We start from the raw sequence: 17,546 nt of genomic DNA, 5'->3' as shown, positions 1-17,546 counted from the left end.
GTCGGCCCGGACGGTTCCTCACCCTGCCACCGTCCGGGCCGGCCGCCCGTCAGAAGGGACCCGAGAGCTCTCATGAGCAAGTACGCCATAGTCGGCCTCTCCTGCCTGTTCCCGGGAGCGGAGACGCCCGCCGAGTTCTGGCACAACCTCCGTTCCGGCGCGGACAGCCGCCGGGAAGGAGGCGAGGAGGTCTTCGGCCAGACGCCCGAACCCCGCGACATCGACCCCCGGCACGAGATCTACTGCCGCCGGGGCGGCTTCATCACCGACTTCGCCTTCGACCCCGAGGGCTATCTGCTCGACCCCGCTCACCTCGCGGAACTCGACCGGATCTTCCACTGGTCGCTCCACGTGGCCAGAGAGGTCCTGCGCGACAGCGGACACGCCGACCGCCCGGAGATCCTGGCCCGCACCGGCCTGATCCTGGGCAACTACTCGTTCCCGACGCCCACTTCGGCCGAGGTCAGCGTGCCCCTGGTGCAGGAGGCCGTACTGGAGGGGCTGCGCCGGGCCGGGCATCCGCCGCTCGGCGCGCTCGCGCACTCCGCCGACCGCATCGACCCCGCCCGTCTCAACGCCGAGGACCTGCGGGTCAGCGGCTCCCCGGCCGGCGTCACCGCCGCCGCTCTGGGCCTCGGCGGTCCCCGCTACGCCCTCGACGCGGCCTGCTCGTCCGCGCTGTACGCCCTGAAGCTGGCCTGCGACCACCTCGCCGCCGGACAGGCCGACCTCGTCCTCGCCGGTGGCGTCTGCGCACCCGACCCCACCCTCATCCACCTGTCCTTCGGCGACCTGGGCGCCTATCCCCGCGACGGCTTCAGCCAGCCCTTCGACGCCGCCTCCGGTGGCATCCTCACCGGCCAGGGCGCCGGCATGGTCGCCGTCAAGCGGCTCGCGGACGCGCTGCGCGACGGCGACCGCATCCACGCCGTCGTAGACGGCATCGGCCTCACCAACGACGGCAGCGGCCGCCATCTGCTCGTGCCGCAGGGCCAGGGCCAGCTCGGCTCGTACCGACTGGCCTACGAGCAGGCCGGTATCGACCCCACCACCATCGACTACCTGGAGTGCCACGCCACCGGCACGCCCATCGGCGACGCCACCGAGGCGCAGTCCGTCGCCGACTTCTTCGGCGCGGCCGGCCACGTCCCGCTGATCGGCTCCGTCAAGGGCAACATCGGCCACCTGCTCACCGTGGCGGGCCTCAGCAGCATGCTCAAGGTCATCCTCGCCATGGGCAACGGCCACATCCCGCCCACGACCGGCATCCAGCAGCCCGTCCGCTCCAAGGACGGTCAGGTCGGCGAGAACGCCCTCGTCCGCACCGGCCGCGACTGGCCCGAGGGCGACGGCCCGCGCCGCGCGGCGGTCTCCGCGTTCGGCTTCGGCGGCACCAACGCACACGTCGTGCTGTCCGCCCCGGACACCGCGACCGCCGAGGACCCGGCCCCCGAGACGCCCGTACCGGCCCTCGACATCGCCGGACTCGGCGCGCACTACGGCTCCTTCGACTCCCTCGACGCCTACGAGCGTGCCGTGCACAGCGGGCGGGACGCGCTGATCCCGCTGCCCGAACGACGCTGGCGCGGCCTCGACCAGACCCGCGGCGGCTCCCTCGAACACGGCGCCGGAGTCTCGCCCGACGCGCTGCCGCACGGCGCCTTCGTCGACGGGCTCGGCATCGACCCGATGGACCTGAAGATCCCGCCCGCCGACCTGCGCACCTACAACCTCCAGCACGCCCTGGCCATCAAGGTCGCCGACGAGGCCCTGCACGACGCCGGATACAGCCGGGCCGCGCCCAAGGGCGAGAGCGCCCCGCCCGCGCGCCGCATCGCGGTCGTCGTCGGAATGGAGACCGAGCCCACCACCCACCTGAGGATCACCCGCTACGGTCTCGGGGCCTTCATACGCGAGGAGTTCGAGCGCGCCGGCCTCCAGGTCGACGAGGAGGAACTGGCCCGGCTGACCGCCGTCGGCCGGGACGCGGTGGTCGACCCGATCGTCGCCAACGAGGTGCTCAGCTACATCGGCAACGTGATGGCCAGCCGCATCTCCTCCCTGTGGAACCTGACCGGCCCCTCGTTCACCGTCTCCTCCGACGGCTCGGCCACCGCCGAGGCCCTGGAGGTCGCCCGGCTGCTGCTGCTCGACCCGGGCATCGAGGCCGTCCTGGTCGGCGCCGTCGACCTGGCCGGCTCCGCCGAGAACCTGCTGCTGCGACCCGACGTGGTCGCCGAGGCCGGACTCACCTTCGGCGAGGGCGGCCGGGGCCGGCGGATCGGCGAGGGCGCCGGGGCGATCGTCGTCACCCGGCCCGGCGAGGCGGCCGCACCCGTGTACGCCCGCCTCGACTCGGTCGCGATCCGGCACGCGGCACCCGTGGAAGGCCGGGTGCCCGAGGCCGACGCCGGCACCTACGCCGCCGCCGCGCAAGCGGCGCTGTCCGCGGCCGGCATCACCGCCGAGGACATCGGCTACGTCGAGGCCCACGCGGGCGGCACCGCCGCCGAGGACCGGGCGGAGATCGCCGGCCTCGCACGGGTGTACCCGGCGGACGCCGACGCCGACGGCCCGGTGGGCCGCACCGGCCGGGTCGCGCTCGGCAGCGCCAAGGCCCAGATCGGCGACGCCGGCTGCGCGGCCACCATGGCCGGGCTCATCCGGACCGTGCTCTGCCTGCACCACGGCTATCTGCCCGGCACCAGCGGCTGGAGCCGCCCGGACACCGAACTCGCCGACGACTTCGCGTCCTCCGCGCTGTACGTGCCGGACGCCTCCCGCCCCTGGCTGCGCCGCACCGCCGGCTCCCGCAGGTACGCGGCCGTCGGCTTCATCGGCGCGTCCGGCGCCCACGGCCACCTCGTGCTGTCCGCCGACGCGACCCGTGGCACGCTCACGGCCGGCGACTGGCAGCGGGCCGGCGGTCCCGTCGTCCTCCCGCTCTCCGCGGACTCCTTCGACCACCTGCTCACCGCGATCGAACGGCACCGCGAGCTGCTCGCCCAGGACGCCGACCCGTACGCCCTCGCCCGCGACGCGTCCCGGCAGCTGACCGGCCGCACGCTGCGGGCGGTACTCGTCGGACGCGACCGCGCCGAGCTGCGCGCCCAACTCGACCTCGCCGCCCGGGATCTGCCCGCCGTACACGCTTCCGGCGGCGAGTGGACCACCCCGGCCGGCAGCTGCTTCACCGCCCGCCCGATCGGACCCGAGGGGAAGGTCGCGCTGGTCTATCCGGGCGCCTTCAACTCCTATCCCGGGCTCGGGCAGGACCTGTTCCGCGCATTCCCCGGACTGCTGGAACGCTTCGAGGCACAGGCCGACGCCCCGGAACGCCACCTGCGCGCCACCGCGCTCTACCCCCGCTCCCAAGCCGCCCTCGGGCGACGGGAGTTGATGGGACTGGAGGCGGGGCTCGGCGAGGACATCCCGTTCATGCTCGCCACCGGCACCAGCTTCGCCATCCTCTACACCGACCTCGTCCGTGACGTGCTCGGCATCACCGCGCACGGCGGATTCGGCTACAGCCTGGGCGAGTCGAGCATGCTGTTCGCCACCGGCGGCTGGCGGCCGGAGGGCCGTGACGACGCGCTGATCAGCAACACGCCGATCTTCAAGGACCGGCTGTGCGGGCCGCGCCGCACGGTGCGCGAGGCGTGGCGACTGCCGGACGCCACCAGGGACTCCGACGTGTGGGCCAGCCATGTGCTGCTCACCGACGCGGAGTCGGTCCGGGCCGTGCTGCCCCGCTACGACCGCGTCCACCTCACGCACGTCAACACCCCGGCCGAGCTGGTCATCGCGGGCGACGCGGCCCAGTGCCGGGCCCTGATCAAGGAACTGGACTGCCCCGCGGCGCGCTCGCCCGTCAACGCGGTCATGCACTGCCCGGTGGTGGACGCCGAGTTCGACGGACTGGCCGGACTCAACGACTACCCGACCGGCTCCTTCGGCGACCTCGACCTGCTCAGCGCATACGACTACGAGCCGCTGCCCGTCCTGGACCGCAAGGAGATCGCCCGCCGTATCGCGCACACCCTGCGGTCCCCGATCGACTTCCCGCGGCTGGTGCGCGGCGCCTACGAGCGTGGTTTCCGCTACTTCCTGGAGGTGGGCCCGAGCGCCACCTGCTCCCGCTGGGTCCGCGAGACCCTCGGCGAGTCGGTGCACGTGGCGGCCCCGGTGGACCGGCGTGGCGTCTCCGCCACGAAGTCCATCGCCCAGCTCGCCGCCCGGCTGACCGCCCACGGCCTCGACGTCGACCTGTCCCTGCTCCTGGACCCGGCGGCCGAACGCGTCCCGTCCCGTCCCGCCCGCCCGGCCCGTTTCCGGGTGGGCGGCGCGGACCCGGCGCCGTCCCGCATCGCCCGGGAACTCGCCGCGACGGCCGCGACGGCCGGGACGGCAACCCCGGCGGTCACGGCCGCCCGGTCCGCGAACTCTCCTTCGACGGCCGCGCTCGACACCGCGGCATCCGTGCCGAGCGTCAGCGCGGTCGCCGCCACGGCGACCCCCTCCGCCGGAACCCCCTCCGTACCGGGCGCCGGTCCCGCCGCCACCTCGGCACTTCCGCCGGCAGCCGCGCCCGCCCCGCACCCCGTCGCCGCCCGCCCGGCGCCCGACCCCGTCCCGTCCGTACCGCCGGAGGACTCAGCACTCATGCCCGCAGACCCGACCCTCGCCGACGCCGAGGTCATCACCTTCGACGGCACCCCGATCTCGTACCTGCCCTGGACACCCGACATGCCGGTCGGCTCTCCCGCCGCCGAGACGCCGCCCGCCCCGACGGCCCCCGTCCTGCCGCCGTCGACCGTCGCCGGACCGACCGCGCACGGGGTCGGACGCACCTCCGCGGCCGTCGCCGCCGACCTGGTGCGGGAGATGCGCCGCCAGATGGTGGCCACCCACTCGGTGGTGATGGAGACCCAGCACGTCCTCCAGTCGGCCGCGCTCAGCCGGATGGAAGGGCTCCTGGAGGGCACGGTCGCACAGCCGGCCGCCGAGACGACGGTGCACGCCGAGCGCGTCGCCCCGCCCGCTCCCGCACCGCGCCCCACCCTGCCCCCGGCGCCCCCCGCCCCGGCCCTGCCGACGGCCGCCCCGAGCACACCGGCCGTCGAGCCGACCGGCCACCCCACGAAGGACGTCAAGGAAGGCGTCATCTGGGACGAGGCCGACCTCCTGGAGTTCGCCGTCGGCTCCGTCGCCAAGGTCTTCGGCCCCGAGTTCGGTGTGATCGACGGGTACGCCAAGCGCGTGCGGCTGCCCGCACCGCCGTACCACTTCGTCACCCGCGTGACCGCGATCGAGGGAACGACGGGGGAGTTCAAGCCCGCCACCATCACCACGGAGTACGACGTCCCCGAGGACGCCTGGTACGCCGTCGACGGAGGTGTGCCGCCGGCCGTCACCGTCGAGGCCGGCCAGTGCGACCTGCTGCTGGTCAGCTACCTCGGCATCGACTTCCGCAACAAGGGCGAGCGCGTCTACCGGCTGCTCGACAGCACCCTGATCTTCCGCGGCAACCTGCCCCGCGTCGGCCAGACCCTGCGCTACGACATCTCCATCGACCGCTTCGTGCACCAGGGCGACACCACCCTCTTCTTCTTCAGCTACAAGTGCTACGCCGACGACGAGCTCATCCTCGAACTGCACGACGCCTGCGCCGGGTTCTTCAGCCGGCAGGAGCTCGAAACCCCGCTCGGCGTCGTGATGACCGAGAAGGAGAAGGCCGCCCGCGCCCAGCTGCCCCGCGGCTACTTCAAGCCGCTGGCCTACACCGAGAAGAACTACCTCACCACCGAGGACCTGAACCTGCTCGCCCAGGGCCGGCCCGGCGACGTCTTCGGCCCCGACCACGCCCAGGACCCCGGCATCAACCCGGCGCTGCGTCTGCCGGACGAGAAGCTGCGGATGGTCGACGACGTCGTCATCGACCGCAAGGGCGGCCCCCGCGGCCTCGGCACGCTCAGCGCGATCAAGAAACTTCAGCCCGACGCCTGGTACTTCACCTGCCACTTCCCCGACGACCATGTGCTCGCCGGCTCACTGGTCGCCGAGGGCGCCGTACAGCTGCTCCAGATCTACCTGCTCCACCAGGGCATGCACCTGACCCTCCCGGACGCCCGCTTCCAGTGCGTCACGGACACCCCGATCGAGGTCCAGGTCCGCGGCCAGATCACCCAGGCCCACGAGGAGATCCGCTACGAGGTCGAGGTCATGGAGCTGACGCTCCTGCCGCGCGCCACCGTCATCGCCGACGTCCTCATCTACCTCGGCGACAAGCCGGTCATCCGGATGAAGAACCTCGGTCTCCAGGTGCGCGAGAAGGAGGGCTCGCCCTACCGGCCCGAGGCCGGCGGCATCCCGCAGTTCCTCGGCCGCCGCAACCGCGCCGGCGAGCCGGCCATGATCAACGAGCTGCACCTGGCGCACGCCGCCAAGGGACTGCTCGACATGGCGATGGGCCCCGAGTTCGAGGTTTACCGCGACAGCCGCGCCCCCTACATCCCCAACGGCGACTTCCAGTTCGTCGACCGGGTCATGTCCCTCAAGGGCACCCGCGGCGACCTGTCGCCCGGCTCCGAGATGGTCACCGAGTACGACTCCCCGGGCGACGCCTGGTACTACGGGCAGAACTCCCACCCGCACATGCCCAACGCGGTCTACATGGAGTCCTCCCTCCAGGCGGCGATCTTCCTCGGCTACTACCTCGGCGCCACCCTGAAGAACCCCGAGGAGAAGTACGCGATCCGCAACCTCGACGGCCGCGCCACCCTGGTCAAGGACATCGACCTGCGCGGCAGGACCGTCCGGCACCACTCGAAGCTGCTGATGACCAGCGCCGTGCACGGGGCGGTCCTCCAGAACTTCAGCTACGAACTCTCCGCGGACGGCGAGGTCTTCTACACCGGCGAGTCCCTGTTCGGCTACTTCAGCGACGCGGCCCTCGCCAACCAGGTCGGCCTCGACAACGGCACGTACGTCGCCCCCTGGATCGAGTCCGAGAAGCCCGACGCCGCCCGGGTCCGCCGGATCGAACTCCCCGAGGGCGCCCCGGCGTTCACGGACCCGAGCGGTGGCCATCTGCACCTGCCCGGCGACAAGTTCGCGCTCGTGGACCGCGTCGACCTGGTCGTCGACGGCGGCCGGCACGACCAGGGCTATCTGTACGGCCACCGGGCGATCCGCCCCGACGAGTGGTACTTCGACTGCCACTTCCACCGCGACCCGGTGATGCCCGGCTCGCTCGGCGTGGAAGCCGTCCTCCAGGCCCTCCGGCTGTTCGTGCTGGAGCAGAACCTCGCCGACGGCATGGAGCGGCCCCGCTTCGCCATGGCCACCGACGTCGAGATGTCCTGGAAGTACCGCGGCCAGATCCTGCGTCACGACAAGGAGCTCTTCTTCGACGTGCACGTCAAGGAGGTCCGCCGCGAGGACGGCCGGCTGCTGGTCATCGGCGACGCCGACCTGTGGAAGCCGGGCCTGCGCATCTACGAACTGACCGACGTGGCCATCGAGGTCCGTTCCGCCGAAGCGTGACGGCCGGGGCCTGTGCCGGGCATCCCGCCCGCCCGGCACAGGCCCCGACCCGCACCCGCCGCCCAGCCAAGGAGCTTCGTTTCACCATGGACATCCGCGACACCCCTCTCCGCTGGTACGGAGACCGGTACCCGAACACGGACCCGGCCGGGATCTACCAGGCGCTGGCCGACCTGGACCAGCCCTGTTTCATCGTCCTCACCCCCGAGGGCATCGGCGCGGCCTCAGGCGGCTTCGCCACCGCCCAGGGCGACGGTCTGCCGCTGCTCGCCGCCGCCCAGCCGCTGCCGCCCGAGCGCCTCGGTTCGGCCGCCTTCCGCGCCGCACACGGCGTGGCCCAGCCCTACATGGCCGGCGCCATGGCCGGCGGGATCGCCTCCGCCGACATGGTGATCGCCCTGGCCAGGGAGGGGTTCCTCGCCTCCTTCGGCGCGGCCGGGCTGCTGCCCGAGTCCATCGAGCGGACGCTGGCCCGGTTCGCCGCCGAGATCCCCGGACTGCCGTACGCGGTCAATCTCATCCACAGCCCCAGCGAGGACCGGCTGGAGCGGGAGGCCGTCGAGCTGTTCCTGCGGCACGGCGTGCGCTGTGTCGAGGCCTCCGCGTACATGGACCTCACCCCGCACGTGGTGCGCTACCGGCTGGCCGGACTGCGCCGGGACGCGGACGGCCGAGTGATCGCCGACAACCGGCTGATCGCCAAGATCTCCCGCACCGAGACCGCCGAGCGCTTCATGCGCCCGGCGCCCGCCCCGGTGGTCAGCGCCCTGCTGGAACAAGGTCTGATCACCTCCGAGCAGGCCGCGCTCGCCCACCATCTGCCGCTCGCCGACGACATCACCGTCGAGGCGGACTCCGGCGGCCACACCGACCGTCGCCCGCTGCCCGCGCTGCTGCCGTCCATCCTGCGGCTGCGCGACAGCGTGCAGCGCGAGTTCCGCTACGCCGTCCCGGTCCGGGTCGGCGCGGGCGGCGGCCTCGGCACGCCCGTCGCGGTGGCGGCGGCGTTCGCGATGGGCGCCGCCTATGTCGTCACTGGCTCGGTCAACCAGTCCTGTCTGGAGTCCGGCGCCTCCGCGAAGTCCAAGGCGATGCTCGCCGAGGCCGGCATCGCCGACTGCGAGATGGCCCCGGCCGCCGACATGTTCGAGATGGGTGTCGAACTCCAGGTCCTCAAGAAGGGCACGCTCTTCCCGATGCGGGCCAAGCGCCTGTACGAGCTCTACCAGACCTGCGACGGCCTGGAGTCGATCCCGCCGGCCGACCGGGCACGGCTGGAGCAGCAGATCTTCCGCCGCTCCCTGGAGGACGTCTGGCAGGAGTGCGTCACCTACTTCACCCGGCGCGACCCCGAGCAGCTCGCCCGCGCCCAGGGCAGCCCCAAGCGCCGGATGGCGCTGGTGTTCCGCTGGTACCTGGGCATGTCCTCCCGGTGGGCGGTCACCGGCGACGAGGGCCGCACCATGGACTACCAGGTCTGGTGCGGCCCGGCTATGGGCAGCTTCAACGACTGGGTGACCGGCAGCTATCTGAAGACGCCGGGCAACCGCCGGGTCGCGGACGTGGCCCACCACCTGATGCGCGGGGCCGCCTTCCACACCCGGCTCGCCCAACTGCGCACCGCCGGCGTGCACATTCCGCCGACCGCCGCCGACTACCGCCCGGTGCCGCTGGAGAGCCCCGCGCACGGATCCACGGTGGGCCTGCGATGAGCGCGCTCACCCCCGAGGAACTGGAGCGGCGGCTCGGCGACCCCGGCGACGCCACCAACCCGTACGGCTTCGCCGCCGCCGTCGCCCGTGACGAGCGGGACGAGTTCCCCGACGAGCTGTGCGCGGAGCTGGTGCGCGCCGGCTTCCACCTCAACTACCTGCCCGAGGCGTGGGGCGGCGCCTTCGAGTCCTTCGACCGCAGTCTCACCCTGGTCAGGTCCGCGGCCCGGCGGGACGTGAACATCATGCCCGGCACGATGTTCAGCATCATCGCCGCGACCTGCCTCCAGGTGCACGGCAGCCTGGAGCAGCAGTTGCGGGCGGCCGAGATACTGCGCGGGGGCGGCGCCGTCGCCTTCGCGCTCACCGAGGCCGGACACGGCAGCGACCTGCTCACCAACGAGGTACGGCTGAGCCCGGACGGCGTGCTGAGCGGCGAGAAGTGGATGGTCGGCCTCGGCCTGCGCGCCGAGGCGGTCTATGTGGTCGCCCGCACCGGCGAACGCGGCCCCGGGGCCTTCTCCGCCGTTCTGCTGGAGATCGCCGGCGTCCCGCGGGAGCGGCTGGAGCGGCTGCCCGCCCCGCGCACCGGCGGCATGCGCGGCATCGACCTCGCCACGCTCCGCTTCCACGACACCCCGGTGCCGGCCGGAGCGCTCGTCGGCAAGCAGGGCACCGGACTGGAGGCCGCCGTCAAGGCCCAGCAGGCGGTCCGGCTGATGAGCATGGCCGGCAGCCTGGGCATCGCCGACACCGCTGTACGCATCGCCCTGGACTTCGCCGCCGACCGCCGTGTCGGCCGTGCCCCGCTCACCGAATCGCCCTGGCCCCGGCGGGAGCTGTCCGTCGCCGCGGCGGCGCTGCTGGCCGCGGACGCGGTGGCGCTCAGCGCGGCCCGCGGGGTGCATGTGGTGCCGGAGGCGTTCAGCGTGTGGGCGCTGTCCGCCAAGCACGTGGTCGCCGAGGCCTGCGACGAGCTGATCCGCCGCTGCGGCACGGTGCTCGCCACCCGCTCGGTGCTCCGCGAGGGGGACCGGGGCGCGGGGCTGTTCCAGAAGCTCCAGCGGGACTCGGCGGTGGTGCGCGTCATCGACGCGAGCACCCTCGCCAACCTCCGCTCCTACGCGGGCCAGTTGCCCACCCTCACCGACGGCGAGGCCGCCCCGGACCCGGCCGCCGTGGACACCGTGTTCGCGCTGGACGCCGAACTGCCGCCGTACGAGCCCACCCGGCTCGACATGTTCGCCCGCGGCTCGGACCCGATCCTCGCCGGACTGCCGCAGACCGCCGCCGCCCTCGCCGACGACCTGGGCGAAGTCGCCGTCCTGGCACGGCGGTTGGCGGACGCCGTGGCCGGGCTCGGCGAGCTGGTCCGGGCCGCACAGCAGCGCGGGGCCGACCCCAGCGCGCTCGTCGACGCCGCCGAACGGTACGCCTGGCTGCACGCCGCCGCCTGCTGCCTGCACCTGTGGAACGCCAACCGCGACCGGTCCCTGTACGGGGCCGAGCCCGGTTCCACCGGCTGGCTCGGTGCCGCCCTGGCCTTCCTCCTCGCCCGCGCCGACGGCGTGGACCCGCGTCGGCGCGGGGACCTGCTGACCCCCGCGCTCGACGCCGTCCTCGCACTGCGCGACGACGACCGGCTGTTCACCGCCGCGCCCGTACGGCTGGCCACCACCCGATAGGAGCTCATCGATGTCCAAGTCCGACGTGAGTGTGCTGGCCGCCTCGCTGGAGGAGTATCTCGGCGACCCGCACGACGCGAACAGCCGGATGCCCTTCACCCAGATCCTGGACCACGACGTCCGCGGGGAGTACCCGTACCAGTTCGTCGCCCTGCTGCGCCGCTGGGGCCTGCACCTGCACTGCCTGCCCGACACGGACGGCGGCAAGGCCGGCAACGTGGAGACCGGCATGGGCCTGATGCGGCTGGTGGCCCGCCGCGACCCGTCGACCGCCGTGGGCCTCGCCCTCAACAGCCTCGGTTTCATGCCGGCCTGGATCCTGGGCACTTCCGAGCAGAACAGCGCGCTGGTCGCCGACATGAAGCGCGGCAGCTCGGTGTCCTGGGGCCTGTCCGAGCGGGTGCACGGCAGCGACCTGGTCGCCAACGAGGTGCTCGCCGAGAAGACCGCGGGCGGCTGGCTGCTGACCGGCGAGAAGTGGCCGATCGGCAACGCCACGGTCGCCGACAAGATGGTCGTCTTCGCCCGCACCGGCAAGCGCCCCGGCCCCGCCGCGTACTCGCTGTTCGTCCTCGACAAGTGGCGCGCCGAACCCGGCACCGTCGACGACCTGCCCTTCGAGGAGCTCTACGGCACCCGCGCCCTCGACCTGAGCGGCGTGCGGATGGAGCGGGCGTTCGTCCCGGACTCGGCGATGATCGGCCGCGAGGGCCAGGGCCTGGAGATCGCCCTCAAGACCAGCCAGACCGCCCGTGTGGTGCTGATGCACCTGGCGCTGTCCGCCGTCGACACCAGCCTGCGTCTCGCCCTCGACTTCGCCGAGCGCCGGGTGCTGTTCGGCGACCGGATCAGCGATGTCCCCTACACCCGGCGGCAGTTGGCCGAGGCGTTCGCCGACCTGATGGTCGCCGACGCGATGGTCCTCGGCGCCGCCCGCGCCCTCCAGGCGGCGCCCGAGCAGATCAGCGTCTGGTCCTCGGTGGTCAAGTACCAGGTGCCGACGCTGCTCCAGAAGACGCTGTCCCAGCTGACCGTCGTACTCGGCGCGCGCACCTTCCTGCGCGACCACCCGCACTACGGCATGCACCAGAAGATGGTCCGCGACATCCTGATCACGGACATCGCCGACGGCAACACCGTGGTCAACCTGCGCAACCTCGGCCACCAGCTCGCCGGCCTGCTGGAGAAGGCCACCGAGGCCGACGACAGCACCCGCGAGCGGGCCGCCGAGCGCGCCGCCACCCTGTTCGACATGGACCGCGAACTGCCGGTGTACCAGCCGGTCAAGCAGGAGCTGTTCAGCCGTGGCGGCGACGACGCCGTGCTGGCCGCGGCCGACGGACTGCGCCGGCTGCGCGCCCTCGCCGAGACGGCGGAGGGCACCGAGGCCGACCGTCTGCGCTGCGCGGCCGACCTCGGCGAGGAACTCGTCGGCCGGACCGCCTCGCTGCGCGAGCGCGCCGCCGCCTTGAAGAGCACGCTGGGCAAGGACTACGCGCAGTCGCCCGAACTGTTCGAACTGGCCAAGGAGTACTGCCTGGTGCACGCGGCCGCCGCCTGCGTGCTCACCTACGTCCACTCGCGGGGCGCCATGGACGCCCCGCTGCCCAGCGCGTCCCTGCTGCTGCTCCAGCTGGAGCGGGTGCGCCGGCAGCTGTTCCCGCACGAGCCGGTGACCTCCCAGGCCGTCGTGGACGAGGTCATGGAGGTGCTGCGCCACTTCCACCAGGAGAACCGCCTGTTCTCGTACTGGCAGTTCCCGCTCGCCAAGCGGGTCACCGACGAAGCCGCCGCCGCCCTCTGAGCCGCCACGGACCGGGGGATCACGCATGAACGGCAGCGCTCCGGCGTTCCTCTGGCTGCTGCCCGAGGCGGCCGTGGACGGCTTCGCGACCGCACTGGGCGGCACCCGGCTGCTCACGGCCGCCGAGCGCGCCGCCCTCGACCGGCGGCTCACCCCGGGGGCGCGCCGCCGTTACCTCGGGGCGCGGCTGCTGTGCCGGTACGCGCTGTCCGCGCGCACCGGCCGGCCCGTGGACCGCTGGCGCTTCACGCGTGACGTCCACGGGCGACCCGAACCCGAACCGGCCGACGCGGGCGTGCGGTTCAACCTCTCGCACGACGACGGCCTCCTCGCATGCGTCGTCACCGAGGGACGCGGCTGCGGGGTCGACGTCGGCCCCACCACGGCCTCCGGGGAGCTGCTCGCCCACCTCGGCCGACGGCTCGGCCCCGACGAGCGGGCTCAGCTCGCCGGCGCGGCACGCGGCGCCCGGGCCGCCCTCGCCGGCGAGCTGTGGGTGCTGAAGGAGGCGTATCTGAAGGCACTGGGCGCCGGGCTGACCCGGGGCCTGGGCAGCTTCACCGTCGTACGCGGTCCGGGCAGCCGGATCGCCGTACGGGATCCGCAGCAGCCGGGCGCGGACACCCGCTGGTCGTTCGACCTGATCCATCCCGGCCCCCGACACGTCCTCGCGGTCGCCACCGAGCACGGCCGACCGGGAGCACTGCGCCGCATCGACCTGTCCGACCTCTCGCTCACCGCTGAGACCACCGCATGAAGGACATCACCATGACGCAACCCACCACTCCGCGTGTCGCCATCGTCGGTGCGGGTGTCGCCGGCCTCTCCGCGGCCTACCACCTGCGCGATCGCGCCCGCATCACGATCTACGAGCGGGAGGACCGGATCGGCGGCCACGCCAACACCGTGGAGGTCCAGGACGAGGGCCGCACCCTCGGCATCGACACCGCGTTCGTCGTCTTCAACCGGCCCGCCTACACCAACCTCTGCGAGTTCTTCGACGAGCTCGGCGTCGAGGCCGTCGAGCACCGCGGCGCCTTCAACTTCTTCGACCTGGACTCCGGTCTGGAGTACGGGACCAAGGAGCTCGGCCTGACCGAGGAGGAGGTCGCCGCCCGCTACTCCGAGGAGTTCCTGACCATCTGGCGCGAGGCGAACCGCTTCCACACCGAGGGCCGCAAGGACTTCGTCCGCAAGAAGGCCGACATCCCCCTCGGCGAGTACCTCGACCGGGGCGGCTACAGCCAGGCGTTCCGCAACTCGTACGTCATCCTGCTCTGCTCGGCCGTCTGGTCCATCCCGGCGGAGCTGATCTGGGAGATGCCGGCCAGCACCGCCATCGCCTTCTTCATGGGCCACGACGAGGGCGGGCTCGGCGGACGCCAGGTGGACTGGCGCACCGTCGGCGGCGGCTCGATCTCGTACGTCCGCAAGGCCCTGGCCGCGATCGGCCCCGAGATCCGCAAGGGCGAGCCCGTCACCGCGATCCATCAGGAGCCCGACGGCGTCACCGTCACGACCGCCGGGGGGAGCGAGCGCTACGACTACGTGGTGATCGGCGCCCACGCGGACGAGGCCCTCGCCCTGCTCGACAACCCCACCGACCGCCAGCAGGAGGTCCTGTCCAAGGTCCGCTACAACGGCTCCTCGGTGATCCTGCACACCGACCGCACCGTGATGCCCGCCGACCGCGAGCGCTGGGAGGCGTGGAACTACGGCAAGGTCGAGGTCGACGGCGAGGACCGCACGTACGTCGCCTATTACATGAACAAGCTCCACGGATTCACCTCGGAGAAGGACTACTTCGTCACCCTCGACTATCCGCTGGACGTCGACCCGGAGACGGTCATCGCCGAATTCCCGTACAGCCACCCGATCATCGACATTCACGTCCGGGACATGCAGAAGGACATCTACGGCGTCAATGAGGGAACCCGTGTGAAGCTGTGCGGTTCCTACTTCCACGCCAAGCGGCACGGCGTGGACCAGATCGGCTCGCACGAGGCCGGCTATTCCTCCGGAATGGACGTCGCGCGACAGCTGATCAGCGAACTCTGAGTGATTCGCGGCGCAAAGCGCGCCCTCCGTGCGACACGGAGGGCGCGCTGTCGTGTGCGAGCGGCGGGGCGCCTCAGGAGGTGAGGACCTGACCGCTGAGCAGATCGGTCAGATACCCCATCACCGAGCGCGCGGAGGGCTCTTCGGCCGCCGTCTGCGCTCCGCTCGCGACCCGCTTCCCATGGCCGGGCGCCGGGGTGTCGGCGGACGGATCGGACAGAACGGGGGAGCACACGCTGATCTGCTCCAGACGGGCCGTCAGCAGCGGTGTGTGGGTGGTGACCGAGGCCAGCCGCTGCCGTGCGCGCCGGTACACGCCGATGGCCTCCGGGCCGCGACCACTGCGGCACAGGGCCAGCATCAACTGGTCGTGGAGCCGCTCGCGCAGCGGGTGGGCGGCGGTGGCGTCCTCCAGCTCGGTGAGGACGCCGTGATGGCGCCGGGTGCGCAGCGCGCAGTCGAAGTAGATCTCCAGCGCGTCCTGGCGCTCGCGCTCCAGCAGCGCCGCCAGCCTGGTGCCGGCCGGACCGCGGGCGCCGCCGCCCAGCACGCGGCCCCGCCACAGTGCGAGGCCACGGCGCAGCGCCGCGTAGGTGCCCTCCGGGTCGTCGGCGGTCGTGCGGCGTGCCTCGGCCAGTGCCCGGCGGAAGCGCCCGGCGTCCGTCTCCGCCGCGACGGCCCGCAGGACGTAGCCCGTCTCCACGGTGGCCAGACGCGGGAAGCCGACGCGTTCCGGCTCCAGTTGCAGCAGCGATCTGCGCAAGGCGGAGACATGGGCGTTGAGGCTGTCCCCGGCCCGGCGTGGCGGCGTGGAGCCCCACAATTCCCGGATCAGCTCGTCACGGGGGACAGGGCAGGCCGGCTGGGCGATCAGCGAGCCGAACAGAAGCCGTTGCTTGGGGGCGTTGAGCGCCACGCTCAGGCCGCGGGTCTCGTCGTACAACTCGGGCGGGCCCAGAATCCGGAACTGCATTCCCTCGCCTTCCCGTATGCGGTGACAGCAGGGCGCGCACTTTGTTGTTGCGCGCCGTACGGAATTCCGCACACGAGAAGACCACGGGGGAGATGGGACTTTCCTGAGTCGCGATCACTCACCTTTGCGCGCTACGGCGAGAGCGCGCCGCCCGGTGATCGCCGGCCGTCCGTCGGCAGACGTGAGTAGCCCTCACTCATGCCCGTCGCCGCCGGCCGTACCGGAGTCGGGCAGGGGCTCAGCGGCCTCGCCGTGACGCACCATCGACTCGGCTTCCTGCGCCAGCCGGCGCAGCGCCATCAGCGCCGGTTCGAGGAGGAAGGTGAGCAGTACGGCGCGCTCGGCCATCTCCAGCGGGTCCTTGAGGGACTCCAGTTCGTCCAGGTCCAGGCGGGCGGTGCGGCGGGCGAGTTCGGCGTAGGGGAGGAGGAAGTGCCAGTCGTGGTCCAGGCCCAGCGAGCGCAGCGCCTGGAGGGTCTCGTCGATGACGTGCCGGGCCGGGTTGTACTCGGAGACCTCCCAGCCCAACGCGGTGAGCAGGGCGGCCGCCTCGCTGCCCCGTTCCTCGGCGTCGTCGTCCTGATGGGCCGCCTCGGGGGTGCCGTTGCCCGTGGGGATGCCGACGACCAGGCCGAGCACCTGGTGGGTGTCCGCCTGGTACTCGGAGACGGTGTCCAGGACCTGCTTGGCGGCGGCGACGGACAGACCGCGCACCCCGATCAGGGCCCGGATCAGCCGCAGCCGCCTGAGATGGGTGTCGTCGTACTCCGCCTGGGTGGCGGCCGTGGCGCGGCCGGGCGGCAACAGGCCCTCGCGCAAGTAGTACTTGATCGTCGCGTTGGCCACCCCGCTGCGGCGACTCAGTTCCGAGATTCTCATCAGCTTCCCGCTCTCTCCCCCTGGCAATTGGGTAGTGCCACTGTCTAATATAGATAGTGCCACTCGCCAACTGTGGATGCGAGGCTACTGTGCCCACCCTTCCCTGGGTCAAGCCGAATCCGGCCCGACCCGACACCAGCGCCTTCGTCATGGCCTCCCGGCTCGAAGTGCGATCCCTGAAACACGTCCCCCGCTTCTTCCTGAAGTCCCTCTCCGCCTGGGGCCAGGTCCGCAAGGCCCCCGGTGCCCTCGGTGCCTCGCTGGAGGCCCAGCTGTTCAAGGGGGTCTTCTTCACCCTGTCCGCGTGGGAGAGCAAGGACGCGCTCTACACGTACGCCAGGACCAACCCGCACAAGGACGTCGTGCGTGACGTGCGCTCCACCATGCGCGGCTCGACGTTCACCTTCTGGGAGGTGCCGGTCGATCAACTGCCGATCGACTGGAACGACGCCAAGCGGCGCATCGACGAGCAAGCCCGCGTCGACGCGACGAACGGCGGCCGCGCCGCCCACTGAACGCCCGGCCCGACGCCACCCCCGCCGTCGGGCCGGGTCCGCCCGCCCGGACCCGGCGCGGTGACGGCCCCAACCGTCGCCGCGCCCGGTCCGGCATGCCCACGCTCCGCCCGTGCGTGCGGCAACCGCCGCGATCCGCGGTTCGGTTGACCTCTTTGCCAATTATTGGCGTGATTTATCCGCCTTGCGGCTGAATGTCAGGCCTTGTCAGCAGACGAGACCCGCATGACGCGCCGTCACTACTGTCTGCCGCGGAGGCCCCCCGGCGGGCGTCCCGAACCCCCGTCGGCCGAACCGGCACCGCACTCGTGCGCGCCCTGGGACGCACCAGGTCCCGTCCGGCCCCCGCACTGACCGACACCTTCGCCCCCGGTA

The 17,546-nt window shown here is 72.4% G+C and carries 9 protein-coding genes; 7 read left to right on the top strand and 2 right to left on the bottom strand.

All coding sequences use genetic code 11. From position 1 onward, the window contains the following. Positions 1 to 72 precede the first annotated feature (72 nt). From ACIQWG_RS13065 to ACIQWG_RS13040, 6 genes are all read left to right on the top strand, one after another. Positions 73 to 7,545, top strand: coding sequence for a beta-ketoacyl synthase N-terminal-like domain-containing protein (locus tag ACIQWG_RS13065; protein ID WP_404094121.1), 7,473 nt, complete (start codon positions 73 to 75; stop codon positions 7,543 to 7,545). Positions 7,546 to 7,631: 86 nt separating this feature from the next. Further along, entirely contained in the window at positions 7,632 to 9,257 is a 1,626-nt protein-coding gene (locus tag ACIQWG_RS13060) for a PfaD family polyunsaturated fatty acid/polyketide biosynthesis protein (RefSeq protein ID WP_404094118.1), read from the top strand. Next, a complete protein-coding gene (locus ACIQWG_RS13055) occupies positions 9,254 to 10,942 on the top strand; it encodes an acyl-CoA dehydrogenase family protein (protein ID WP_404094116.1) in 1,689 nt (562 codons plus the stop codon). Before ACIQWG_RS13060 ends, ACIQWG_RS13055 begins: the two co-directional genes overlap by 4 nt. A gap of 10 nt (positions 10,943 to 10,952) precedes the next feature. Then, positions 10,953 to 12,746: an acyl-CoA dehydrogenase family protein gene (locus ACIQWG_RS13050; RefSeq protein ID WP_404094113.1), complete on the top strand. Its 1,794-nt coding sequence runs from the start codon at positions 10,953 to 10,955 to the stop codon at positions 12,744 to 12,746. Positions 12,747 to 12,771: 25 nt separating this feature from the next. Then, the gene (locus ACIQWG_RS13045; RefSeq protein WP_404094110.1) at positions 12,772 to 13,503 is read left to right on the top strand and encodes a 4'-phosphopantetheinyl transferase family protein; all 732 of its coding nucleotides are present in this window, start codon (positions 12,772 to 12,774) and stop codon (positions 13,501 to 13,503) included. Positions 13,504 to 13,514: 11 nt separating this feature from the next. Further along, positions 13,515 to 14,804, top strand: a complete 1,290-nt coding sequence (locus ACIQWG_RS13040; RefSeq protein WP_404094106.1) for an NAD(P)/FAD-dependent oxidoreductase — start codon at positions 13,515 to 13,517, stop codon at positions 14,802 to 14,804. A 73-nt stretch (positions 14,805 to 14,877) separates the two neighbouring features. On the opposite strand, the gene ACIQWG_RS13035 is transcribed toward ACIQWG_RS13040, so the two are convergent. Together ACIQWG_RS13035 and ACIQWG_RS13030 are read right to left on the bottom strand one after the other, a co-directional pair. Next, the gene (locus tag ACIQWG_RS13035) at positions 14,878 to 15,777 is read right to left on the bottom strand and encodes a BTAD domain-containing putative transcriptional regulator (protein WP_404094103.1); all 900 of its coding nucleotides are present in this window, start codon (positions 15,775 to 15,777) and stop codon (positions 14,878 to 14,880) included. A gap of 192 nt (positions 15,778 to 15,969) precedes the next feature. Next, complete coding sequence (locus ACIQWG_RS13030; protein WP_404094100.1) at positions 15,970 to 16,656, bottom strand: MerR family transcriptional regulator; 687 nt, start codon at positions 16,654 to 16,656, stop codon at positions 15,970 to 15,972. A gap of 89 nt (positions 16,657 to 16,745) precedes the next feature. Here ACIQWG_RS13030 and ACIQWG_RS13025 point away from each other — a divergent pair, with 89 nt between their 5' ends. Continuing rightward, positions 16,746 to 17,171, top strand: coding sequence for a DUF3291 domain-containing protein (locus ACIQWG_RS13025; RefSeq protein WP_404094097.1), 426 nt, complete (start codon positions 16,746 to 16,748; stop codon positions 17,169 to 17,171). The last annotated feature ends 375 nt before the right edge of the window (positions 17,172 to 17,546 follow it).

It is taken from the genome of Streptomyces sp. NPDC098781, from assembly GCF_044759995.1.
In the GTDB taxonomy this organism is placed as follows: domain Bacteria; phylum Actinomycetota; class Actinomycetes; order Streptomycetales; family Streptomycetaceae; genus Streptomyces.
This window is presented reverse-complemented; position numbering and strand designations above follow the sequence as displayed.

Excerpts from the sequence above, each read along its gene's own strand:
- ACIQWG_RS13065 (WP_404094121.1), top strand. The coding sequence starts at position 73 with ATGAGCAAGTACGCCATAGTCGGCCTCTCCTGCCTGTTCCCGGGAGCG.
- ACIQWG_RS13060 (WP_404094118.1), top strand. The coding sequence starts at position 7,632 with ATGGACATCCGCGACACCCCTCTCCGCTGGTACGGAGACCGGTACCCG.
- ACIQWG_RS13055 (WP_404094116.1), top strand. The coding sequence starts at position 9,254 with ATGAGCGCGCTCACCCCCGAGGAACTGGAGCGGCGGCTCGGCGACCCC.
- ACIQWG_RS13050 (WP_404094113.1), top strand. The coding sequence starts at position 10,953 with ATGTCCAAGTCCGACGTGAGTGTGCTGGCCGCCTCGCTGGAGGAGTAT.
- ACIQWG_RS13045 (WP_404094110.1), top strand. The coding sequence starts at position 12,772 with ATGAACGGCAGCGCTCCGGCGTTCCTCTGGCTGCTGCCCGAGGCGGCC.
- ACIQWG_RS13040 (WP_404094106.1), top strand. The coding sequence starts at position 13,515 with ATGACGCAACCCACCACTCCGCGTGTCGCCATCGTCGGTGCGGGTGTC.
- ACIQWG_RS13035 (WP_404094103.1), bottom strand. The coding sequence starts at position 15,777 with ATGCAGTTCCGGATTCTGGGCCCGCCCGAGTTGTACGACGAGACCCGC.
- ACIQWG_RS13030 (WP_404094100.1), bottom strand. The coding sequence starts at position 16,656 with ATGAGAATCTCGGAACTGAGTCGCCGCAGCGGGGTGGCCAACGCGACG.